This is a genomic window from Mycoplasma sp. 13536 (genome assembly GCF_055523495.1).
Map to the genome: position 1 here is coordinate 368,133 of NZ_JBVFVC010000001.1, position 22,684 is coordinate 390,816.

At 28.4% G+C, this 22,684-nt stretch carries 18 protein-coding genes; 8 read left to right on the forward strand and 10 right to left on the reverse strand.

What is annotated here, in order from left to right; translation table 4 throughout:
• Positions 1-190 precede the first annotated feature (190 nt).
• Positions 191-1,045: a hypothetical protein gene (locus AC0B4N_RS01445; RefSeq protein ID WP_465102130.1), complete on the reverse strand. Its 855-nt coding sequence runs from the start codon at positions 1,043-1,045 to the stop codon at positions 191-193.
• Entirely contained in the window at positions 1,038-3,107 is a 2,070-nt protein-coding gene (locus AC0B4N_RS01450; RefSeq protein ID WP_465102131.1) for a S8 family serine peptidase, read from the reverse strand. The genes AC0B4N_RS01445 and AC0B4N_RS01450 overlap by 8 nt, the downstream gene beginning before the upstream one ends.
• Before the next feature lie 232 nt (positions 3,108-3,339).
• On the opposite strand from AC0B4N_RS01450, the gene AC0B4N_RS01455 reads away from it, so the two are divergent.
• Together AC0B4N_RS01455 and whiA are read left to right on the forward strand one after the other, a co-directional pair.
• The gene (locus AC0B4N_RS01455; protein WP_465102132.1) at positions 3,340-4,872 is read left to right on the forward strand and encodes a transposase family protein; all 1,533 of its coding nucleotides are present in this window, start codon (positions 3,340-3,342) and stop codon (positions 4,870-4,872) included.
• Positions 4,873-5,669: 797 nt separating this feature from the next.
• Positions 5,670-6,536, forward strand: a complete 867-nt coding sequence (gene whiA / locus AC0B4N_RS01460) for a DNA-binding protein WhiA (RefSeq protein ID WP_465102133.1) — start codon at positions 5,670-5,672, stop codon at positions 6,534-6,536.
• A gap of 46 nt (positions 6,537-6,582) precedes the next feature.
• On the opposite strand, the gene rplT is transcribed toward whiA, so the two are convergent.
• The 3 genes from rplT to infC are packed head-to-tail and all read right to left on the reverse strand — an operon-like array spanning position 6,583 to position 7,794.
• A complete protein-coding gene (gene rplT / locus AC0B4N_RS01465; protein ID WP_465101249.1) occupies positions 6,583-6,933 on the reverse strand; it encodes a 50S ribosomal protein L20 in 351 nt (116 codons plus the stop codon).
• A gap of 56 nt (positions 6,934-6,989) precedes the next feature.
• Positions 6,990-7,178 (reverse strand): 50S ribosomal protein L35, encoded by a 189-nt coding sequence (gene rpmI / locus AC0B4N_RS01470; RefSeq protein WP_465101248.1) that lies wholly within the window; start codon positions 7,176-7,178, stop codon positions 6,990-6,992.
• Positions 7,159-7,794, reverse strand: coding sequence for a translation initiation factor IF-3 (infC, locus tag AC0B4N_RS01475; protein WP_465102564.1), 636 nt, complete (start codon positions 7,792-7,794; stop codon positions 7,159-7,161). Before infC ends, rpmI begins: the two co-directional genes overlap by 20 nt.
• 246 nt (positions 7,795-8,040) lie before the next feature.
• Between infC and hisS the strand changes: the two genes are divergently transcribed.
• Both hisS and aspS read left to right on the forward strand, forming a co-directional pair.
• Positions 8,041-9,384 (forward strand): histidine--tRNA ligase, encoded by a 1,344-nt coding sequence (hisS, locus tag AC0B4N_RS01480; protein WP_465102134.1) that lies wholly within the window; start codon positions 8,041-8,043, stop codon positions 9,382-9,384.
• A complete protein-coding gene (aspS, locus tag AC0B4N_RS01485) occupies positions 9,385-11,091 on the forward strand; it encodes an aspartate--tRNA ligase (RefSeq protein ID WP_465102135.1) in 1,707 nt (568 codons plus the stop codon).
• A gap of 163 nt (positions 11,092-11,254) precedes the next feature.
• Here the strand turns inward: aspS and AC0B4N_RS01490 are convergent, their stop codons facing one another.
• The 5 genes from AC0B4N_RS01490 to AC0B4N_RS01510 form a co-directional block, all read right to left on the reverse strand.
• Positions 11,255-12,202 carry an ABC transporter permease gene (locus tag AC0B4N_RS01490; RefSeq protein ID WP_465102136.1) on the reverse strand — a complete coding sequence of 316 codons (948 nt, stop codon included), beginning with the start codon at positions 12,200-12,202 and terminating at the stop codon, positions 11,255-11,257.
• A 1-nt stretch (position 12,203) separates the two neighbouring features.
• Positions 12,204-13,817, reverse strand: a complete 1,614-nt coding sequence (locus AC0B4N_RS01495) for an ABC transporter permease subunit (protein WP_465102137.1) — start codon at positions 13,815-13,817, stop codon at positions 12,204-12,206.
• On the reverse strand, positions 13,817-16,084 hold the full coding sequence (locus AC0B4N_RS01500; RefSeq protein ID WP_465102138.1) for an ATP-binding cassette domain-containing protein: 2,268 nt from the start codon (positions 16,082-16,084) through the stop codon (positions 13,817-13,819). The genes AC0B4N_RS01495 and AC0B4N_RS01500 overlap by 1 nt, the downstream gene beginning before the upstream one ends.
• A 98-nt stretch (positions 16,085-16,182) precedes the next feature.
• Positions 16,183-17,529: a BMP family ABC transporter substrate-binding protein gene (locus AC0B4N_RS01505; protein ID WP_465102139.1), complete on the reverse strand. Its 1,347-nt coding sequence runs from the start codon at positions 17,527-17,529 to the stop codon at positions 16,183-16,185.
• Between the two features lie 298 nt (positions 17,530-17,827).
• Positions 17,828-19,012: an IS30 family transposase gene (locus tag AC0B4N_RS01510; protein WP_465102140.1), complete on the reverse strand. Its 1,185-nt coding sequence runs from the start codon at positions 19,010-19,012 to the stop codon at positions 17,828-17,830.
• 391 nt (positions 19,013-19,403) lie between these two features.
• Between AC0B4N_RS01510 and AC0B4N_RS01515 the strand changes: the two genes are divergently transcribed.
• The 4 genes from AC0B4N_RS01515 (at position 19,404) to rpsG (ending at position 22,672) form a co-directional block, all read left to right on the forward strand.
• Positions 19,404-20,642, forward strand: a complete 1,239-nt coding sequence (locus AC0B4N_RS01515; protein ID WP_465102141.1) for a S8 family serine peptidase — start codon at positions 19,404-19,406, stop codon at positions 20,640-20,642.
• A complete protein-coding gene (locus AC0B4N_RS01520) occupies positions 20,617-21,423 on the forward strand; it encodes a hypothetical protein (protein WP_465102142.1) in 807 nt (268 codons plus the stop codon). The genes AC0B4N_RS01515 and AC0B4N_RS01520 overlap by 26 nt, the downstream gene beginning before the upstream one ends.
• A 319-nt stretch (positions 21,424-21,742) precedes the next feature.
• Positions 21,743-22,153 (forward strand): 30S ribosomal protein S12, encoded by a 411-nt coding sequence (gene rpsL / locus AC0B4N_RS01525; protein WP_099309117.1) that lies wholly within the window; start codon positions 21,743-21,745, stop codon positions 22,151-22,153.
• A 48-nt stretch (positions 22,154-22,201) separates the two neighbouring features.
• On the forward strand, positions 22,202-22,672 hold the full coding sequence (gene rpsG, locus AC0B4N_RS01530) for a 30S ribosomal protein S7 (protein ID WP_099309118.1): 471 nt from the start codon (positions 22,202-22,204) through the stop codon (positions 22,670-22,672).
• Positions 22,673-22,684 lie beyond the last annotated feature (12 nt).

Consider the following 22,684-nt stretch of genomic DNA (forward strand, 5'->3'; position numbering starts at 1 on the left):
GAAAAATCTCGTAAACATGATTAAAATACTGTTTACACACATATAAACTATTAATTTTTTAAGGAAAAACTTATATTTGACAATTTATATAAAAATAGTTTAAAAAGTTTAAACATTGAAAATATTAAATAATAAATCTAATAACAATTTTTATCAACAAAATACAATATAAAACCACTTAAGTTAAAACTTAAGAGGTTTTATTGACTGTTTTACCTTTTAAATAGTGTTTTAAAAATACATTTTTATATCAATCATGGACTTCATTCCTAAAATCTCGGGATGTTGTCTCTAAATCTCTTGCAATATCTTTAAATGTAAATTTAAATCCTTTTTTAATTAAGAAAACTTCTCAAATACGGGACGGATCTGGTCGATAAACAGTTGGCTTTACAAGAGCTGATGGATCCAGTTTAGGGTATGTGCCAAATGAAGTTATTATTACTTCATTATTATCATAAATTGGAATTATAAAGCCACCAACCGGAGATTTATTGTTACCAGAAAATCTTTTTATAAAAATGACATTGTTTTCTAAAAGTTCATAGGCATCTTGTTTATTTAAATATAATTCTTCAAATAGTTTTTTTATCTTTAAGTCGTTGTTATATTCATCAGATTGATTTAGTTCTTTAAATCTTTTGATAATGTAAGTATCGAACTGCTCTTTAGTAGTTATTTGAACATAGGTAGCTTGAAGCCATTTTTCATTTTTAAGATCATCTAAATAAGGTGGAAAATTACTGAAAAATGTTATATTAAATGTGTCGATGTCTTTTTGCTTATATTGTTCTTTAATTGTTTTTTGATCTTCCTCTAATCATTCTTTAGGGGCAAAAACCCCTTTTTTTGTAAGTGGTTCATATACTTGGTAAATATCTTCATACATTTCTTTAAGTTGATTTTCGTAATATTCATCTGGCTTATCAGCTATAATAACAGGAGGTTCGTTTCTAACAGGTTGGCTATCATTGCATGAAAATAAAGTTATAGGAACTACTAAAGTCATGAGACTAATTAGCAATTTTCTAATTATTTTATTCATTTTTAACCACGTGAGTAGTTGCTATTAAATCATATACAGAATTGCTAAAGTCATATTTCTCATACTTTTTAATGCGATATCTATAAGTCCCTGAAGAAGTTGCTTTATATTCAAGTAATTCATCATTACTCACTGCAGACTGAATCATCTTCACAACAACCCATTTTCCATTTGATTCCTTTTTTTCTAAATATAAGTCATAATCAGAAAATCAATTGTTGTTTTGACGTTTAATTGCCTCAGATTGAGTCAAACGAATCTCAGATTTATGAGATAAATCTCATATTTTACCCTCGGCAATAGTTTTTTGTTTTTCTAGTTCTTGGCTTCTTTTACGTGATGGAGAAAAGAAATTTAAAAATGAATTTCACCAACTTGTATTTTCTTTATACTCTGGCCTAACTTCAGATTGATTTAAAAGACCAGCATTAAACATTCAGGAACTAGATATTTTTATCGTTTGATTCTTTTTTAAATTTATTTCTTTACTTGAAAATACAAAACCACTATCATTAGTTGGATGAATTTTTAGTGTTGAATAATTGTTAGCTGCTTCTAACATTGTTTTAAAGTCTACTGTTCCAGCACCAAATTTTTGTTCATAACCACTTGACTTATAGGTTAAATTATCGTGATTTGGACTAACAGCAGATGCCGATAAAATTGCTTTTACAATTGGTATTTTATAATCGCTATTTCTAATATCTGATCTATATTTGAGTAAATTAGAAATTAAACCAGTAACGACTGGTGCAGCATAACTTGTTCCATGCTCATATTCATTAACATTATAAACTGGATCATAAAAATATGCGGGAGCAACAACTAATGGCTTTGAGATATTTTCGTACTCTTTATGCAACCTATAATTAGAATAATCCGCTACAGTGTTATATTTTAAGTTTGTTTTTGTTGATCAATCAGATAATGCTCCTACAATAACAGAATTAAACGATAATTGGGGTCCTGTAATAAGGTGATCATTATCTTTTCCCTCATTACTTGCGGAAAAGACATTTATTACCCCATACTTGCGCGTTATATAGTCTAAAAAATATGCATTTTCAGAGTAACCTTCTAAATATTTGTGATGAATTTTTTCAGTACCATTTACGTCATAGCGCATTGTGTAACCATAACTATGGTTAATTAATCTTATACCTTCTTCTTTAACCATTTTTTCAATAATTGACATTCATTGGCCATCAAATTTATTAAATGTGTGTAAGTGTATTTTAGAAGTTTTATCTATACCGTGTTCGCTTCCAACTATCATCGAAACAAATGTTGAATGACTTTTGTAATAATCATCTTTTTTATCGTTAAGATCATTTATTTCAATTCCGCTTTTAAAGTGCTTTTGATAATTTTTATCAAATGGGTAAGCTCAAGCCTCAAGTACTCCTACTTTATTAACATATGAATTGTCTAAATATCCTGATGCATTTGTAATATCAATGTTTTTATTGACACTTTGCTTGTATTTTTCGAAATTTGAATCAATTCCATATCTCATATAATTGTTTGTTTTAATACTTTGGTTATAAAGATATGCAGAGGAACTGCCATAACTTTGAGAGGTATAATTTTGTGGACTAGTATTTTTGTTTTCAAAAATAATAAATTTGTAAATTTCATTCCAATCTTTAATTTTATTGACAAAGTTTTCCCTATCTGTTTCGTTTTCAAAATAAAACCATACAATAGGCATTATTGATAGTTTTTCAAATGATTTATAAATTAAATTATTTTGATTAACTTTATTTATAAAATCGTTATTAAATTTAGTTAAAAATTCTTCATTTTCGGTTTCAAAACCTGGGTTTAACAATAGTTTTAGTTCAAAGTCATTGTTACCAGGAATAGAAATAGCCTCGTTATTTTGGTTTAAAGCAATAGTTGTTCCTTGACCTCTAACTTCAAATTTTTCATTATTAAGATTTTCATACCAGAAATTTGTTTTTTGTCGATAAGTATATGGTGATGATATAAATATCGTAAGTGCGCCCAAAAAAGCACCAGAAGGATATAAAATAAGTTTTTTTATTCTTGATTTATTCATTTGTTCTCCTTTGTTAATTTCTAAAAATAACAATAAGCCAATAAACCTAATTCTAAACAGTTATAAATATGTCTTTGATATCTCTTGATCTATTATAATTATAACATAATATACAATAATAAAAAAATTGCAATGTGCATTTTAGAAAAGTGTCCAATGACAAATATTTAGGCCCATATATAAATCCCTCCGAAAATGAACTAATTTAATTAAAATGTGGTATAAATTATTTATGAGAATCAAACATAACATAGATAAGTACAAAAACTTAACAAACTACGAACTAAAAAAACAGCAATCTCTCATATTAATTGCTGCTAATATTGAAAAATCTTTATCTCAACTTAGTTTAATTACAAACCTTAGTGTATCAACCGTAAAAAGATATAAAAAAATAATAAAAAGTAATCAAGAAATTGACATCAGTCATAAAAATAAAAATCAACAAAGAAGTTGCAAAGTTACAGATTCAGAAATTGAATTAGTGTTTAAAGATTATTTAAAAACATGTGAAATTATTTTAAATAACGTTCTAACAAATAACCAACTTTCGTTTAAAAGTTATTATTATTCAGAATATGGTTCTTTTATAAGGCAAAAAATTTCTTACAAAACTTTGGTAAGAAGATTCAAACAATTAGGATTATTTAATATACATACAACCAAAAGAGGAAGAAAAATAGCAAAATTATCAAAGAAGAAAACTTCACAAGAGACAACATTGCTATTAAAAAAATATTATAAACAAATTAAACAAAACGAAAAACAAAGACAAGTTTTGGGTCTAAAGAAAAATTTAGAATTTGGTGAAATTGTTGAAATTGATGCTCAGCTTGAACCATATTTAAAAAATAATAAACCATTCTATCTTTATCATGCAATTGATGTTGCCACTGGAACATTATTAGCAGCATGATTTGAAGAACAAGAAACAACATTAGGATATCAAAGACTGTTAGAAATAGTATTTAAGAAATATGGATTTCCAAAGAAAATTTATACTGATAAAAGAAGAACTTTTTGGGGAAACGAAAACACACAAACAATTTTTGAAAAAGATTTAAATAAAAAAGGAATAGAAGTACTCAGTTCATCTAATCCCAAACATAAACCTCACGTTGAGAGATCTTTTAGAACATCATTAGACCAATACCCATTATTAATTCATGAAAACGGATATAAAGATATTAACGATTTAAAGCAAAACAACGAAGTATTTCAAAATTATTACAACACAAGGAATAAAAAAATAATTTCTAAACATAATGTCTTTCAAAAAGAAGGAAAGAAAAACGGCAATTGAGCCGTTGATTTAGAGATTAATAGAAAAGTTTTAAATGGTGTTGTTAGATACCAAGGTAAAAACCTTGCAGCTTTCGATATGCATGACAAAAGGATTATATTTCCTTATAATTCTGATGTTGTGTTAGTACATTGTTCTGATGATAATTTGTATTTTAAATATAATGGAAAAAAATACTTTGCCAAAGAACCTAATGGAAAATATCTAAGCTTTACAGAAATGTGAGCTCTTGAGAAAGGTTTAGATTATTCTATCCCTGCCGTTGGAAAACTAGCATTTATCCATAAGAAAACAAACTCATTTTTTAAAACTCTTGAATTATACATCTCAAAGTTTAATAGTGTCTCTGTGAATGCACAAGGAAATAACCTTGAAGCCAATAAGATTATGACTGAGTATTTAGAGATACTTCGAACATTACACAGAAGCATCAATGATGAAATAAAAATTGATGCGTATTAATTTTAATATTTTTTAATAAAAAAGAAAATAATAAAAATAGAAAACACGGGCACGTGTTTTCTGGGAGTTTTGCTTACTTTTTCAAAAGTAAGGCCCCCTTGATTGCAATCAAGGGCGGGGGGTTTAAAAATCTTTTTGTTTCATTTTGAAATTTTATAGTTAATTTAACAATATACATAATTATGTCTTTATTTTTTAGACAGTAAAAACACCAAAAAATATATAAATTTTCCAATTTAGTTGCCAAAGAAGAAAAAAATTTTTTTGGTTCGTTTTTTCATTATCTTTTTTTGCAACAAAAGCATCATAATATAAATCAAAAAATAAAAAAATGATTAACCCCAACATTCTGGGCAAAAAATTAAAAAAGTAGTGCAAAAAAGTAGTTATTCTACACAATAATAAAAAAATTGCAATGTGCAATTTAGAAAAGTATAAAATGGAAAAATATAATTCTTAATATTTTTTATTCTGCTTAAAAACTATTTTGTATATTTTGTTTTTTTTGAAATTTTTACCAGAATGTTTATTAAATGCTCTAATTCCATGATTTTAATGATTGTTCATTTTTTTAAAATTTATTATTCTAATATCATAATTCAAAAATTTCAGATAAAAATTTCCAAAACCAATATATTGATGTTATATTTTTAAACTTCTATATCGCAACTAAGAATTTGCGTTAATTGTTTATATGGTTTCAACTTTTATAAATATTATCATTAATTACTAATAAAACATAAATATATAACTATGATATAATAAGTAAATTCCATAAGATTAGTGGGGGCAAAAATATGAAAAATAAAGTATCCTTTACATCAAAAATAAAAAAAGAAATCTTAATAAATTCAAAAAAACCTCTTGAAGATTTATATCTTTTAAAAGGTTTGTTTTTTGCTAACTCTAAATTAGACAATGATTACTATATTTTAATTATTAAGAATACTTATATTAAAGATAAAATTATAAATAAAATAAAAAAACTGAATTTGAATTTCCTCTCTAAAGATGAATGAAAGCAAAAAATAATGCTACACAAGGACTCGATAAACTTCACTAATATTTTTAACAAAGAGGAGTATTTAACATCTTTTTTTGCAGGAGTATTTTTAGGATCTGGTAATATTTCAGATGTTAATTCTACTTCATACCATCTTGAAATCTCTACCCTATCTTTAAAAAAAAGTAGTCAAATCTTAGCCAAACTTAATAAATATAATTTTAATTTCCACTTACTTAAAAAACGTAGCCGCTATATTTTATATATTAAAAAAATAGATGAATTACTAGATTTTTTATCAGCAATTGCTGCTAAAAAGGCATGATTTGAGCTTCAAAATGTTAAAATATTGCGAGATAAAGATAATATTTTAAATAGAATTAATAATATTGATTTTTCAAATCTCCAAAAAGTTGCTAATAGCTCAATCAAACATATTGATAATATTAACTATATGTTCGAAAATAACTTAATTAACTTATTTTCAAATGATCAACTAATGTTTTTTAGGCTTAGAATTGAAAATCCGTGACTGTCATTAAATGAATTAGTTTTAATGCAAAATGAGCAAAATAACAATAATATTACTAAAAGTGGCGTTAATCATTGACTTAGAAAACTTGACAAGGTAGTAAACAACCATAAAAATAATAATGAATAAAAAGTATTGGATTACTCCAATACTTTTATATTATATACATAAGTTATTAAGCATTTTTTGCTAATTCAACTAACATTGAAAAGGTTTTTGGTTCATGAATTGCTAATTCAGATAACATTTTTCGATTAACTAAAATGTTTGATTTTTTAAGACCATTAATAAATTTTGAATAACTAATTCCTTCTGCTCTAGTTGCAGCATTAATACGAGCGATTCATAATTTACGGAAGTTTCTTTTAACTTGTTTACGGTCTCTAAATGCATATGTTCATGATTTAACAACAGCTTGCTTTGCTACTTTATAACCAATTGATTTATGTCCAAAGTAACCTTTTGCTAATTTTAGTCATTTTTTACGTCTAGCTCTTGTAACTGTTCCGCCTTTAACTCTTGCCATATTTTATTTCCTTTCTTAATAATAATTATAAATATCTTGAAACCTTGGTAGCAAGATTAGATTAAAGCTTTAAATCTCTTTAAGTCACTCTTAGACATTAAAACAGATTTACGGGCATGACGTTTTTGTTTGGTTGATTTATTTTGTGCTAAGTGTGAACGGTAAGCTTGTTCTCTTAAGATTTTACCAGTTCCAGTAACTTTAATTCTCTTCTTTAAAGCACTTTTAGTTTTCATTTTTGGCATTTTTTTCTCCTTGTTCAGAATCAGATGAGGCATTAGCAACTCCCTGATTCTTTTCTTTTAAGTATTTAGCGATTTTATTTTTATTGGGTTGGAGATTCATATCTAAAAAACGATCATTTACTAATTTAGGTTCGGTAGTTTTATCAGCTATATCTTCTAATGAAGTAAAGAATCTATCTAAAACCACTAAACCTAAGTCTTTTCTCCCTATTTCGCGACCTCTAAGTTTTACGGATACTTTAATACGATCACCATCAAGTAAAAAATCACGTGCTTTTCTACTCTTAGTTAATAAATCATTTTCACCAATCATTGGTGTTAAACGAATTTCTCTATTTTGAATATTCGTTTGCTTTTCTTTGATTTCTTTTTGTTTTTTCTTACGGTCGTATTTAAACTTCCCATAATCTAGAATTCTAACAATAGGTTTTGGATCAACACTAATTAACACTAGATCCATTTTTTGACTTATTGCCAATTCCAGAGCTTCACCCTTTGTTCGTACACCAACTTTTTCACCATTTGAATCGATAACAAAAACCTTTGGATAAGGGATATCATGATTTACAAAATGCTCTGCAACAGGCCTTTTTCTTTTATCTGAATGATTAATAATTTCTCCTTATTAAAAATAACTTAAAAAAGTAATCGCACTCGACCTACCAAAAAGCACCATTATTGATGCATTTAATTGTAGCTAAACCCAAGGCTATAGGGCCATCAGGTGAGAAGTGATTCTACTTTCTGCAATTAAACATATTGCTTATATATTTTAACAAAAAAAGAATTTTATTTAATTTGTTTTTTAAACTTTTTGCTGTTATATTATAATTATATAAATATTAAAATTTTAAGGAGTTTTATGATAAGTAAAATTAAAGGAACAATCGATTATTCCCCAGAAAAAACACAAATTAGAAATCATATTTTTGATGTGGCTCGTATTTTAGGACAACAGCAAGCATACCAAGAAATTGATACCCCCGTTATTGAAAACCAAGAAGTGTTTTCAAGAAGTGTTGGAGATTCCGATTTAGTTCGTAAGGAAATGTTTCAATTTACTGATAAAGGTAATAGAAATATTGTATTACGACCAGAAGGAACAGCAAGTTTTGTAAGAGCTTATGTTGAAAATAAATGGAACACACTCCCAAATCAAAAATTCTTCTATATAGGTCCCATGTTCCGTTATGAGCAACCTCAAAAAGGTAGATACCGCCAATTCTATCAAATTGGCTTTGAGCACGTAGGAGAAAAAAATTATTTAAAAGATTTAGAAGTAATTTTATTAGCTAATAATCTTTTAAGTGTTTTTGCTAATGATGACTTTACCTTAAAAATTAATACAATTGGCGACAAACAAACAAGAGATAAATATTCACAAGCCTTAAAAGAATATTTTCATCCTTATAAATCACAACTTTCAAGCATTTCCCAAGAAAGGCTTGAAAGTGGTAATGTATTACGTATTTTAGATGATAAAATTGATTCACAACTTGGTTTTGTTAAAAAAGCACCTAAAATTTCAAAATATTTATCAAGTGAATCAAAAACATATTTTGATAATTTGTGTAAAGCTTTAAAAGATTGAGGTGTTGATTATAAGGTATCACAGGATTTGGTTAGAGGATTGGATTATTACGATGAAATAGTTTTTGAATTTATTGCAACATCTCGCTCTGATAAATCACAAGCTGCAATTATTGGTGGTGGAAGATATTCTAATTTAATTAGTGAGTTAGGCGGCCCATCTTTGTCAAGTGTTGGTTTTGCTTTAGGGGTTGAACGTTTAATTGACTTTTTTGCTAATAGTGAATCATTATCAATTGAAAACCTAAAAGAAGCAGACCAAACCACTAAGCTTTATTTGTGTGCTTCAAATAAAGAGGCAGATATTGCTGCCTTAATGAAATTTTATATTGCTTTAAGTCAAATCCCAAACTTCCAAGCTATTTTTGAATTTAGCTTAGTTAAATCTAAGAAAGTGCTTGAAAAAGCAAGCAAATATAATGCTAATTACATTATTACAACAGATTTAAAATATCCAGATTTATTTATTATAAAAAACTTAGAGACTAAAGAAAGAATAACATTCTCAAAGCAAGACGATGGAATTATTTCACTTGTTAATTTCCTAATTAATGATATTGAACAAATACAAGAAGATACTTTAAGTGCTCTGGAAGAACTTTTAGAGGAGGAATAAATGACAAAAAAAATTAATAATAATCAATTAAGAAAAGAAAATATTGGTCAAATTGTGACTTTATATGGCTGGGTAGCAAACAAACGTAAATTTGGAGAATTAAACTTCGTTGACCTACGTGATAAATTTGGTATTACTCAATTAATATTTAATCAACCAATCAACTTTACTAAAGAAAGTGTTTTAGAGGTAACAGGTAAAGTGGAACTACGGAAAGATATTAATAAAGATCTGCCTACTGGTGAAATTGAAGTTATAGTAAAAGAATATAAAGTTTTATCTAAAGCGGCAAATGAATTACCATTCCAAATTCGTGATGATATAGAAGTTAAGGAAGAATTAAGGCTACAAAATCGCTTTCTAGACTTAAGAAGACCAATAATGCAAAAAACACTTTCATTACGTAATAAATTTATTTTTGCTCTCAGAGAATTTTTGCAAAACCAAGACTTTATGGAAATTGAAACCCCAATTCTTTCAAAAGCCACACCAGAAGGGGCCAGGGATTTCTTAGTTCCTACTCGTAATTTAAATAGTTTTTATGCATTACCTCAAAGCCCTCAATTATTTAAACAATTGTTAATGATTTCAGGTTTTGAAAAATATTTTCAAGTTGCCAGATGTTTTCGAGATGAAGATTCACGAAAAGATCGCCAACCTGAGTTTACTCAACTAGATATTGAAACTAGTTTTACTGATGTTCAAGACTTTCAAACATTGATTGAACAAATGTTCCAATATGTTATGAAAAAAACAATGAATGTTGAAATAAAAATTCCTTTTGAAAGAATTACTTATGATGAGGCTATTTCCAAATATGGAAGTGATAAACCTGATTTACGTTTTAAAAATCATATTATTGATATTAATGATTTTTGTGCTGAATCGGATTTTAACATTATTAAAGAAGCATCAAGCAAAAGATTATTAAAAATTTCTGAACAAATAAGTAAAAAACAATTTAAATCATTAGAAGAAATTGCTAAGAAAAATGCTGCAAATGCCTTGTTTTACTTTGTTGTAAATAATGGAGAAATAGACCATTCAAACTTTGCATCAAAAGTATTAGAGCCCGTTCAAAAGTTAATTAATAGCCAAACAAAACAAGATGGTACATATTTAATTGTTGCTAACACTTACCAAAAGGCATCACAGTCCTTAGGTGCTTTAAGAACAGAATTAAATACATGATTCAATTGAGCATCAAATGAATATGCATTTAAATGAATTATTGACTTTCCTATGTTTGAATATGATCATGAGACAAACTCGTGGGCTGCAGCACATCACCCATTTACTCAATTTAATCATTCATTAGAAGAAATTAATGAATTAGATAAATCACAAGTCAAAGCTAAAAGTTATGATTTGGTTTTAAATGGTTTTGAGCTTGGATCAGGATCTGCCAGAATCTTTGATCAGGAAACTCAAAAAACTGTTTTTGAATTAATTGGAATGGATGAAGAAACACAAAAATCTAAATTTGGGTTTTTCCTAAATGCATTAGAATATGGTGTTCCGCCTCATTGTGGTATCGGTTTAGGAATTGACCGAATCATCATGATTTTAGCAGGTCATAGTAGCATTAGAGATGTTATCGCCTTTCCAAAAAATTCTAAGGGCGAGGATATCTTTACTGGTGCACCATCAAATGTTGCACAAGATCAATTAGATGAAATTTATTTAACTATTAAAGATAATAAGTAAAATCAACCTATTTAAATAGGTTGATTTTTTACATTTAAATTAATCATGCTGGCATTTAATAAAATTCATGATATAAATGATAATAAATTATATATAACTTAAAAAATAAAATAACAACCAAATATTGGTTATTATTTTATTGTTAAGTGAGTAATGTGCTTTATTACCTCTTGGACTTGTCATAAGGTATACCTGCAGCTGCAGGTCCATATGAATTCTTACTTGAAATAATCATAATAATTAAGGTAATTAAGTATGGGATCATTGCTAATAAATCTGCAAATTTACTTAATGAAGCACCAAGGGTATTAATTCCATAGAATGAGAATGCAAGTAAGAATGAGAAGAATAATGACACAATTACTGAAAAACTAATTTTTCATCTTGAGGTAATCATAATGGCTAGGGCGATGAAACCAAACCCTTGCACATCTTTTGAAAGTGAAAAAATATTAATTTGCACTTGAGCATAGATCGCACCAGCAATCCCCGCAATAAATCCAGATATCGCTAGACCTTGTCATTTAATACGATTAACATTTACTCCGGCTACATCAGCTGCTTGAGGGTTTTCACCAACAGATCTAAATCTTAAACCTCATCTTGTTTTTCTAAGTGCAAACCATGAGGATATAGCTACTATAATAACAACTGCTAATTTAAATGAAACAATGTTACGGTAAGTTCCAATTGCAGGAGATAAAGCTAATTCTTCACGTCCTCTAAAAACAATAACTGATCCTGCTTTTTGAGTTCTGGTTGTTAAATATAAAACTACCATTGCCGCAATACCAGTTGCTAAAACGTTAATAGCAAAACCAGATATCGTTTGGTCTGATTTGAATTTAACAGCTGCTAAGCCAAACAATAGACCAAATAATACAGTAACAAGTCCAGCTAATAAAGTAAGTGGAATTTGTGACCAAGCACTAGTAATATTTAGTGAATCAGTAAAGATGACACTAAATATTGAATAAACAGCTGCGCCAAAGACCATAAATCCATTAATAGCAATATTAACAGTTCCAGATCTTTCAGAGAAAATACCTGAAATAGTACCTAATAGAAGGATAACAAAGAAGAAAAATGTATAACTAAGAATTATTTCCATATTACACTCCTCCTTCTACAGTTAAATCTTTAATTTTGAAAGTTTGTTTATATTTTGCTAAAACTTTCTTATTAAAGTCTAAGAATAATGATTCTTTTAATATATTAAAGTTTTGTTTACGGTTTTGAACTTGGTTTTTAAATTTATTCTTTGAATCACGATATTGGTTTAAACCAGCCTCATTACGTTTTGCAATATGGTCGAATTTAGCTTTAGATAATTTGGTGTAAAAATCTAAAAGTTCTTCTTCACTCATATTTTTTGAAGCTTTGATTTGATTGTAAACATCTTTTTGATATTGCATTTCTTGTTTTCTAAAGTTTAAACGAGTTTTAATACCAGTTATATATAGTTTAAATAAGTTAATTTTCTCAGGTAAAATATATTTAAATTTACTAATGTGGTATGTTTTAAAGTTATATCAATAAGTTTTATTTGTACTTAAATATCCATATTTAGCCATAGTTCTCATTACCCTAAATTTATAGAAAATAATTGCTAAAGCTGACATAAAGATAATGATACCAGTAATAATTGGGAAAAAGTCAAAAGTAACTTTTTCAGATCCTCTTAAGAAACTAAATCCAATTTGAGAAGTATTTATAAGAGAATAGAATATTGACGTAAATAAAACACCAATTGGACTATTTAAAGCAATTAAGGCTATTGCAATTGCTTCAAATCCAATTCCCATAGGCGCAGATGCTGCTTCTAATTTATTGTTCTTAAGAATAATTAAGAAAAACCCAGCAACACCAGATAAAGCGCCTGAAATCCCCATAATGGTTACTATAAGTAATTTTTCGTTAATACCAACATATTTAGCATTAGTTTTATTTAAACCAACCATTTTGATTTTATATCCAATAGCTGTTTTACTGTAAATAAATCACACAAAAACAACTAAAGCGATAATTAAGCCAATTCCAAAATAAATAAATAAATTTTGATGTTCGGCACTAATAAAAATATTTTTTGTTCCACTAACTGGGTCAAAGTAACTAAAAGCTTCCTTCCCAAAAGCTTCATTACCTTGTGTAAATAAATATTTTGCAATATATGTAATAATTCAGTTTAAAAAGATCGTTGAAATAACTTCGTGTACATTAAAGAATGCTTTTAAGAATCCTGAAATAAGTCCTATAAACATTCCCATGATTATAAAGACAAAGAACATTCCAACTAAGAACTCTAATGAAATCTTTTCAATATCTAATTTTAAACCAATAATAATTGCAAAGAAAATAATTGCAGGGAAGGTCATTTGACCTGAAACCCCAATATTGAATAACCCTGATTTAAAACCAATTGAAATGGCTAAACCAGAAAAGGCAAAGAAAAGGAAATAAAGTAAGAAAACACTTCTATTAGATTCAGTACTTGAGAATCTAAAAATATATGTTACAAATGAGAAAAGTGTTGTATCTTGGGGATTATCGCCAGTACTTCCAATAATTCAATAAATGATTGAAGCAAATAGTAATCCAAAGAAAACAGCTCAAATAGATGCAAAAATCTTTCTACGACTGCTTGCTTTTTCTTCAAACATAAAGAATCTACGAGTTCTTTCCCCAAAATCTACAACAGGATTATCTGCATATAAACCTTTTTTCATTAGTTTGCTCCTTTCTCTTCGTTTTTATGTGCCATATAAATACCAATTTCAGTTCTGGTTAAATCTTTAGCTTCTTTAACAGCTAAGATTTCACCTGTATTTATAACCGCTATTTTATCAGCTAAAGCTAAAACCTCATCAAGTTCATACGAAATTAATAAAATAGCTTTACCATTCTTCTTTTCTTCTAAAATTTGTTCGTGAATGTTTTTAATTGCTCCAACGTCTAAACCACGAGTTGGTTGCACAATTAAAATAAAGTCATGAGGAGAATTCATTTCGCGACCAACAATGAATTTTTGTTGGTTCCCACCAGAAAGTTGGCGAGCTTGGGAAATACCATTACGGGCTCCTCGAACATCATATTTCTCAATAATATTTTTAGTTTCTTGTTTAATAGCTTTTTCATTAAAAATACCAAATTTTACATAAGAAGAATCTCAAAGCCTACGCAAGACAGTGTTGTATTTAATGTTGTAGTCCAGTACTAAACCATGTTTATGTCTATCACTTGGAATAAATGAAAGACCAAGCTTTGAAATTTCGTAAACTGAAAGATTTTCTAAATCTAAATATTCATCTTGGTCTTGCAGCTGTTCTTTGTCATTTGATTTAGCGAAGAATAATTCTCAACTATAAAAATGCATTAATAATGCTACAGCAGAAACTAAAACAGATATATACATTATTACATAAATAACATTATTAGTTGTTGTGCTTAATGTTGCTCTAATATTTGTAAAAGCAATAAACACTAAAATAATAAATGACACAATGTATAAAATTGAATTTAGCAGAATAACAGCAACATGGCGAATTAAATTGTTTTTATCAAAGATTTGTCTGGAAATATGTAAAGCTTTAAAGATGAAAACTAAGTTTCAAGCCATTAGTAGCCCATTAATTAAGAAAATAGCTAAAGAAACTAATGGTATGATTTGAGATTCATTTAAAATAAATCCTGAAAGCCATAAAATTAATAAAGTTAATGTTGTAACTAAATATGATATTTTTGTTAAGTAAACAAGCCGGCGCGTTTTACTTGAAAAATTATAAAAGACAATATTTTCAAGTTTCTTACGGTTTTTTACTTCACTATTAAAAGATTGAAAGAAAAATACAATTGTCATAGCATATAAAAATCCACCAATTATTTTATAAATAACGTTTATATCTTTTGCTTCTGGTGTTAACACCATTAAAATCGTACCAACAATAAATGTTAAAAAGAACATTAGATCATTAAAGTAAATTTTTCTTATATTGGCTTTTTCAATTATTTTTAATTTTTCTTTAATTAAAGGTGTTTTGGTTAACTTAATTGTTCCGTTAGAAGGTTTTTTCATCCCACTAATAACATATTCTAAGTCAGTTTGACCATTGCCTTCAACTCCAGCAATAGCAACAATTTCACCGCTTCTAATTTGTAATGAAACATTTTTAAGGGGTTTTTCACCTTCTGTAGAAACATTTTGTACATCTAAAATAATTTTATTTTTCGTTGTGTCGGTATATTCATTACGGGCATTTTCAACTTCACCGCCAACCATTCGGTTAGCCATTTCTTCAATTGAAACATCTTTAACGGCAAAATTACCTGTAACTCTTCCATGACGAATAACAGTTGCATTGTCAGCAACTTCTTTTATTTCACCTAATTTATGTGAAATAAATAAAATTGTTTTACCTTGTTCTTTAAATAATTTGAAAGTATTTAAAAGACCTTGGATTTCTTGGTCTGTCAGAACAGCTGTAGGTTCATCAAAAATTAAGATTTCTGAATCACGGTAAAGCATTTTCATAATCTCAATTTTTTGTTGGGTAGCAACTGTTTCAGTACCTGTTAGTTTATTTAAGTCAAAATGTAAATCAAACTTATTTTGAATTGTTTTAATTTTTCTAATTGCTGGCGCATAATCAATAACACGAGTATTTTTATTGATATCTTCAGCACCAAGGACAATGTTTTCTAAGTTGGTATAAACATCAACTAATTTAAAGTGTTGGTGCACCATACCAATACCTAAAGCATTAGCATCATTAGGCCCTTTGATTAATACTTCGTTATTATTAACTTTAATAACACCATTATCAGGTGAATAAAGCCCAAATAAAATTGACATAAGGGTACTTTTCCCAGCACCATTTTCACCAATTAGTGCATGTATTGTTCCTTTTTCAACTTGAAAACTTATTTCTTGGTTAGCCTTAATAGTTCCAAAGGACTTAGAAATATTATTAAATTCAATAGCATTAAGTTTTTCCATTTTAACCTCCTTTCACTAGATATAATAAAAAGTAAAGGTATCATTTGTAAGAATTAAACCGCCATCAGGCGGCTTAATAAAATAGCTTTTTGAATAAATTATTGATTTACTGCGGCTAAAAGTGTATCAACTAATGTTTTAATTGAGTTTTCGTCGGTAGCAGCTTGTGATTCTTTAGTAGCTTTTGGTGCACTAACAAATGCTTTGTCATCTGCTGAAAGTGCATTGAATTTAGTTTTAGCTTCCTCAATAGCAGCTTGCATTTTTTCTCTCTTAGCTGTATCAGCAATTGTTGAAGGCGCAAGACCTACTCAACCGTCACCAAATCCACCATAGTAGTTATTTTTGTCACCTTGTTTGAAGGCTGAAATTTTGGTTTCAAGCGCTTGAATTCCAAATACTTTAGCTAAAATAATGTCATATGTTGCTTGTGCAATATTCTTTAGTACTGAAGTAGCAAAGTAACCTGAACTAGCTGGAATTGATTTAGATTGGTCAACGTCAACTCCAACAACTAATTTATCACGGTATGATTCATTACTTGTAACTGATTGTACTGTTTGAGTTGTTGCAGGTCCAGCAACTGGATAAACAATTTTAGCACCTGTCCCTAACATATTGGTAATTGCAGAGTTTTGAGCGTCATTAGCTTCAAATCCTGCGTTTAAATTAATACTATCAGCATGTTTTGTTTTTAAAGTTGGGTTGGCATCATTTCATGCTTTAATACCTTTTAAATATCCAGTAATAAAGTCTGTAACCCCAAAGAATGCTCCTCCACCTAATGTAGCAACCTTTCTTGAATCTGGTGCACTACCAAACTCTGTTGATAAGTATTTTGAAAGTGCATATCCAAGTTGTCATGAAGCTTGGTTAACATCAAAATTAAGTGCATAGAAGTATTCATAGTCAGTTTCTACAGTAAAGTCAATTCCGATAATAACAACTTTCTTTTGTTGTAATTTTGCTTTATTTGCTTTAATGAATTTACTAATTTCTTCGCCGTGGGCAAATCCTGGTAAAACAAGTACATTAGTACCAGTATCTACAGCAGTATTGTATGATTGTTGATATGTATCTTTACGTGGTTTTACTGTAACAAACTCAAATGATTGTTCTGTATCTGATTTTTGAGTTTGATCACCAATAGCATTTAACGCTTCTCAAGCTGATTGGTTGAATGATTTGTCAGTAACGTTACCTGTATCAGTAATTAAAGTAAATTTAATGTTTTTTGCTTTAATTGCTTCTGATTGCGCAAAATCATGAGTTAAAGTTGAGTTTGTTGTAAGTGCTGCAACTCTTTCTGAAGATCTTACGTAGTCACTATCACGTCTGTAGTATCCAGATGTTCGAGTTTGAGAACCCCCACAAGACACCGCAACAGCTGGCACTAGGAATGTACTAATTCCAGAAATTGTTAATAATAATTTTTTAAATTGCATAAATGCTCCTTTTTTATAGTTTGATTGAAAATATATTTAATTTATGTGCTTAATAATATTATACACAATTATTGATTTTAATAAACATAACTTAATAGTTAAATATTACTTTGTTTTTTGGAAAAGTCACTTGCGAGATATTAACAAAATAATTGCGTTTTAATTTTAACATAAATTTTACATAAAAAATGTATGCGAAAACAGAAAACACGGCAGTGTTTTCTCGTCGGTTTTGCTTACTTTTGCAAAAAGTAAGGCCCCTTTGATTGCAATCAAAGGCGGGGGATTAAAAAAAATTTTAGGTTATCTTATATTTCCGGACAACTTGTCGATAGTTATTTATTTTTTCCATCATATAATCAATTTCTTGCTGAGAGTATTTATCTAAGCTTTTGCCTTTAGGAATGTAATACCTAATTAAGCGGTGCATATTTTCTATTGAACCTTTTTGTCATGAACTATATGGTTGGCATTTAAATAATCTTTCAGTTGGAATTACCTGGTGCAATAAGACATTTTCACTACCATTATCAACTGTTAAAGTTTTAATGTCTAAGTTATGTTTCTTGATTAGTTTGACAAGAGTTTGTTTGATAGCTTTGGAGTTGCGTTTTGAGAGCATAGCATAAGACATTCTGGTTTGCCGTTCAATTATGGTCACAATACAATATGTATCATTGATTTTACCAATAACGGTGTCTAATTCAAAATGGCCGTGTTCAGAGCGATCATTAATATAAGCTGGACGTTTTGAAATTTCTGTAGCATATTTTAATGTTTTAGGTTTGGTTTGTTTTTTCTTCCTTATGCCATATTTGCCTTCAGATTTTTTAACAATATGGTCAAAATCAAGGAAATAAGGGTATTTTTTGATTATTTTATAAATTGAACTAGGTGAAGGAGCAAATTCATCAGGGGATAATTTTTTAAAAGAATTCACAAGATAGGTAACTGATTTCTTAACTTCTTTTTGCTGCAAGTTCTTTTTATTTCTATTTTTATTGTATGTATTAAGCTCACTATACCAATATTTTCTGTAGGCCTTTCATTTCTCTTTAATTGTATCACTTACAAAAAAGAGTCGCGAAAATGAATAGCCTAATAAATGTTCGTATAGCTTGGTAAAATTAAGGGTTTTAACCCGCATTACTCTTTTTGAACACTTAGGACAAACATAGCGATTTTGTTTATCTAAACTAAGTGGTCTGCGATTTGTAATAATTTCGATTTTACTTTTTATACTTCGAATGTCTCTATCAAAAATCTTGGCTACTTCTTGGATTGAGAAGCCTTCAGAAAGTTCTTGTAAAATATTATAAAGTTGCTCTAGATCGATTTGGTTTGCTCGTAATTTTCGATGCGACTCAAGAGCTCCTTGCATTTTCAAGATAGTGTTATAATTCTCTTCAATTTTAAAATGTTGATATTTATTTTCTTTTCGATATTTGTCAAAAACACAAATATATTTTTCTAAATTTTTCATATAATTTTAAGGTCTCCTTTATTTTTTGAAAAATTATTAATACAACTATTTTATTACAAGGCAGACAAAAACAATGTCACATGCAAAAAATCTTGCATGTGACATTTCCAATTAATAAGTTTATATTATTGGTGATTTTTTAAAAACTATTTCTATAGCTATAACTAGCTCGCAAGACTATGATAAGTTTAAAGAAGCACTAAATAAATATGGAACTGAAGACAAAGATGTCTCAAGTGTTTTTGGTTTTAAAACCGATTATACTCATGAAGATTTTATTAATAAACGTAAAAAAGAAAGTGTAGTTACAACCACATCTATAAACACTGATAACAATCCAAGATTTAATTTAGGAGTTGCTTTTGATTACAGGGGTTCTGACAACTATCATTTGTATAATTTAGTCGGACTTTCAAAAGACACAATTTTTTCACATTTCAAAGAATACGTAAATAAGAACCCAATTAAAGTTGGTATTTTAGAGTCTGAAGGTGTAATTAATAATGATTTATCACCTTTTTACTGAAACAAAAAATATGGAAATGGAGCTCACTGGAGAAATGAATTTTTCTATACAGAATCATATAGCAATCATGCTAATAATGTGGGTGAAATTTTAGTTGGACAAAAGGGGATAAATCCCACTGCTACTTTATGGAGTGTTGAATTAAACACACGTTGAAATGGACTAGCTGGAGAAATGAATTTCTTCCTAGGACAAGGTGTAAAAATAGTAAACAACAGTTGAGGTGTATTTGATCCAAAAAATAATAAGGAAAGTCAAGTATATAATAATAATTCACATTATTTTGATGAATTAATTAAGTCAAACCCAGAACTTGTTAATTTTATATCAGCTGGTAATAATTTTAAAGATTGAAAAAAAGATGGAAAACTTATAGAGGCTTATGAGCCATTGGCAGGCATTGCTTTATCTAAAAATAGTATAGTTATTGGTGCTATTAATAACGACTATTTACAAACTAAAACAAATTATAGTCAAATCGGTAGCGATAAAAACTATATAACCGCCGTTACATCTGGTGGATCTTATAATTTTTCAACGAGAACGGACGATCATTTCTTTTCTGGAAGCGGTACAAGTTTTTCAACACCGGTCATTACTGCTTTAACATCAATGGTCATTCAAAGAAATCCATATTGATTTAATTTGGGACATGATTCAATAATTGCTAAATCTGCAATAATTTCAGGATCTGTAAAACCAAGATACACAAATTCTGTTTATACAAATGAAACAGGGTTTGGAATACCTCAGTTTGAATTTGTGGATCAAGCTGTTAAAAATCTTAAATACCATAAAAAAACTGGACCTAAATTTACTACAAACCATAGTATTTATTTAAATAAAGGAGATACAATTAGAGCAAATATTTCATGATTAGCAGAAGTAAGAAATAAGCAAAATATAGTTGATTTTGATTTGAAAGTTTTCGATCCAAGTAATAATTTATTAACATCTTCTATTTTAGGCGAGAGAAACACAGAAACAGTAGAATTTACAGCTCAAACAAGTGGATATTATAATTTCAATCTTTTAAGATATGATAACAATGATATAAAAAGGGATTTAGCATTTACTTATGCAATTAAAAGATCAAAAAACTAAATTTAAAAGATTATTTTATTCTTTAATTATTCCTTCTTTAACTCTCATTCCACTATCTGCTATTTCATGTTCTAATTTAACAAGCGATCCTTACTCCTCTGAATCAAAAACTGATGATGGTCAAAGACTTGTGAGATTTCATTATCCTAACAGGTCTGTGCATATAGATAATGCTTTGTGGTCTAGTGTTAATTATGATAGATTGGTCGAAAGTTCATCTTTTGATGATGCTTTTAAAAATGAACATGCAGAAGTTATAAAAAAGCATAATGATGCTTATAATGAATATCATAAACCTATAACAAATTATGATGAAAAAGATAGAGCCGAAAAGAGTGCAAAGTTATCCGAAGCCAGAAAAGAGGTTATTGATAAATGACAAGAAAAAAATATAAAATTAAATAAAAATAAGATTTTTAGTTTAATTAATTCGAATCATGAGTTAGCTTCCGATAAATACAAAGATATTAAAGATATTTTTAAAAATACCGATTTTAGTAAAAATACTATTTTGGTTGTTAACGGCTTGAACTATCACACTGGAAGCATTAATGAGGTTGTAAAAGGTTCTGGATATTGAATTAAAAAAGTTAATATCCTTGATAAAAACATAAACCTTGAATATAAATTAGTAGAAATTCAAGCAAAAGGGTCAGGTAGGGGTGTAGCTAGTCAAGCGTTAAGCACAACATCAACAATACATTATATAGTTATTAATAAGTTAGATTCTTTAGATAATTATAACTTTACTTTTAATATCCCCAAAAATAGCAATATCTAATATTTTATAATACTAAAAAGTTAACACTACTACATGTTAACTTTTTATTTGCATTTAAAAAATTGAATAATAAAATTTAGTTACATACTATACTTTAGTAATAAATTTAATATTTATGTTAATTTTTGTTTAGTTTTCATGTAAAAATATTAACACTTAATAACTTTTATGTATATTATGCAGCCCTAAAAAAATTTTTTTATGATACACTAGGACCAGTTGTTATGGTATAATAAAATCATAATTTTATCTTTGTAAAATTATATTTATTTATATTGACAACATTAACCAATTAAAATATATAAAGAAAGGAATCACAATGTCAACAACAAATCAGTTAGTTAATCATGGCCGTGTTTCTAAAACTAAGAAACAAAATGCACCTGCCTTATCATTAACATATAACTCATTAATTAAAAAAGCTAAAAAAATGGCTTCACCATTTAAGCGTGGTGTATGTACCCGTGTTGCAACGATGACACCTAAAAAACCTAACTCAGCTTTACGTAAATATGCTCGTGTTAGATTATCAAACCAAATGGAAGTTACAGCTTACATTCCAGGAGAAGGACACAACTTACAAGAACACTCTGTTGTGCTTATTCGTGGTGGTCGTGTTAAAGACTTACCTGGGGTTAGATACCACATTGTACGTGGAACCCAAGATGCAGCTGGTGTTGCAAAACGTAACCAAGGCCGTAGTTTATACGGTACTAAAAAAGCAAAATAATATAAGTGTAATTATTAATTAATTTAATATAAAATCAAGGAGGACAAAATGTCAAGAAAAAAATCAGCACCAATCCGTGAAGTACTTGCAGATCCAGTTTTTAACTCAGTAGTAGTTACAAAATTAATTAACCAAATTATGCTTGACGGAAAAAAATCAATTGCTCAAGATATTTTATATTCAGCATTTGAATTAATTAAAGAAAAAACAAGTAGAGAACCAATGGAAGTGTTTTTAGAAGCAGTTGAAAACATTACTCCACAACTAGAAATTCGTACCAGAAGAATCGGTGGAACAAACTACCAAGTGCCTACCGAAGTTCCTGCTCGTAGAAAACAAACATTAGCACTTAGATGATTAGTGCAATATGCAAGATTAAGAAACGAAAAAACAATGGATGTTCGTTTAGCAAATGAAATCATCGATGCATCAAAGAAAACTGGTGGAGCAATTAAAAAACGTGAAGACACGCATAAAATGGCTGAAGCTAACCGTGCATTTGCACACTTCAGATGATAGTCTTTTAGTTAA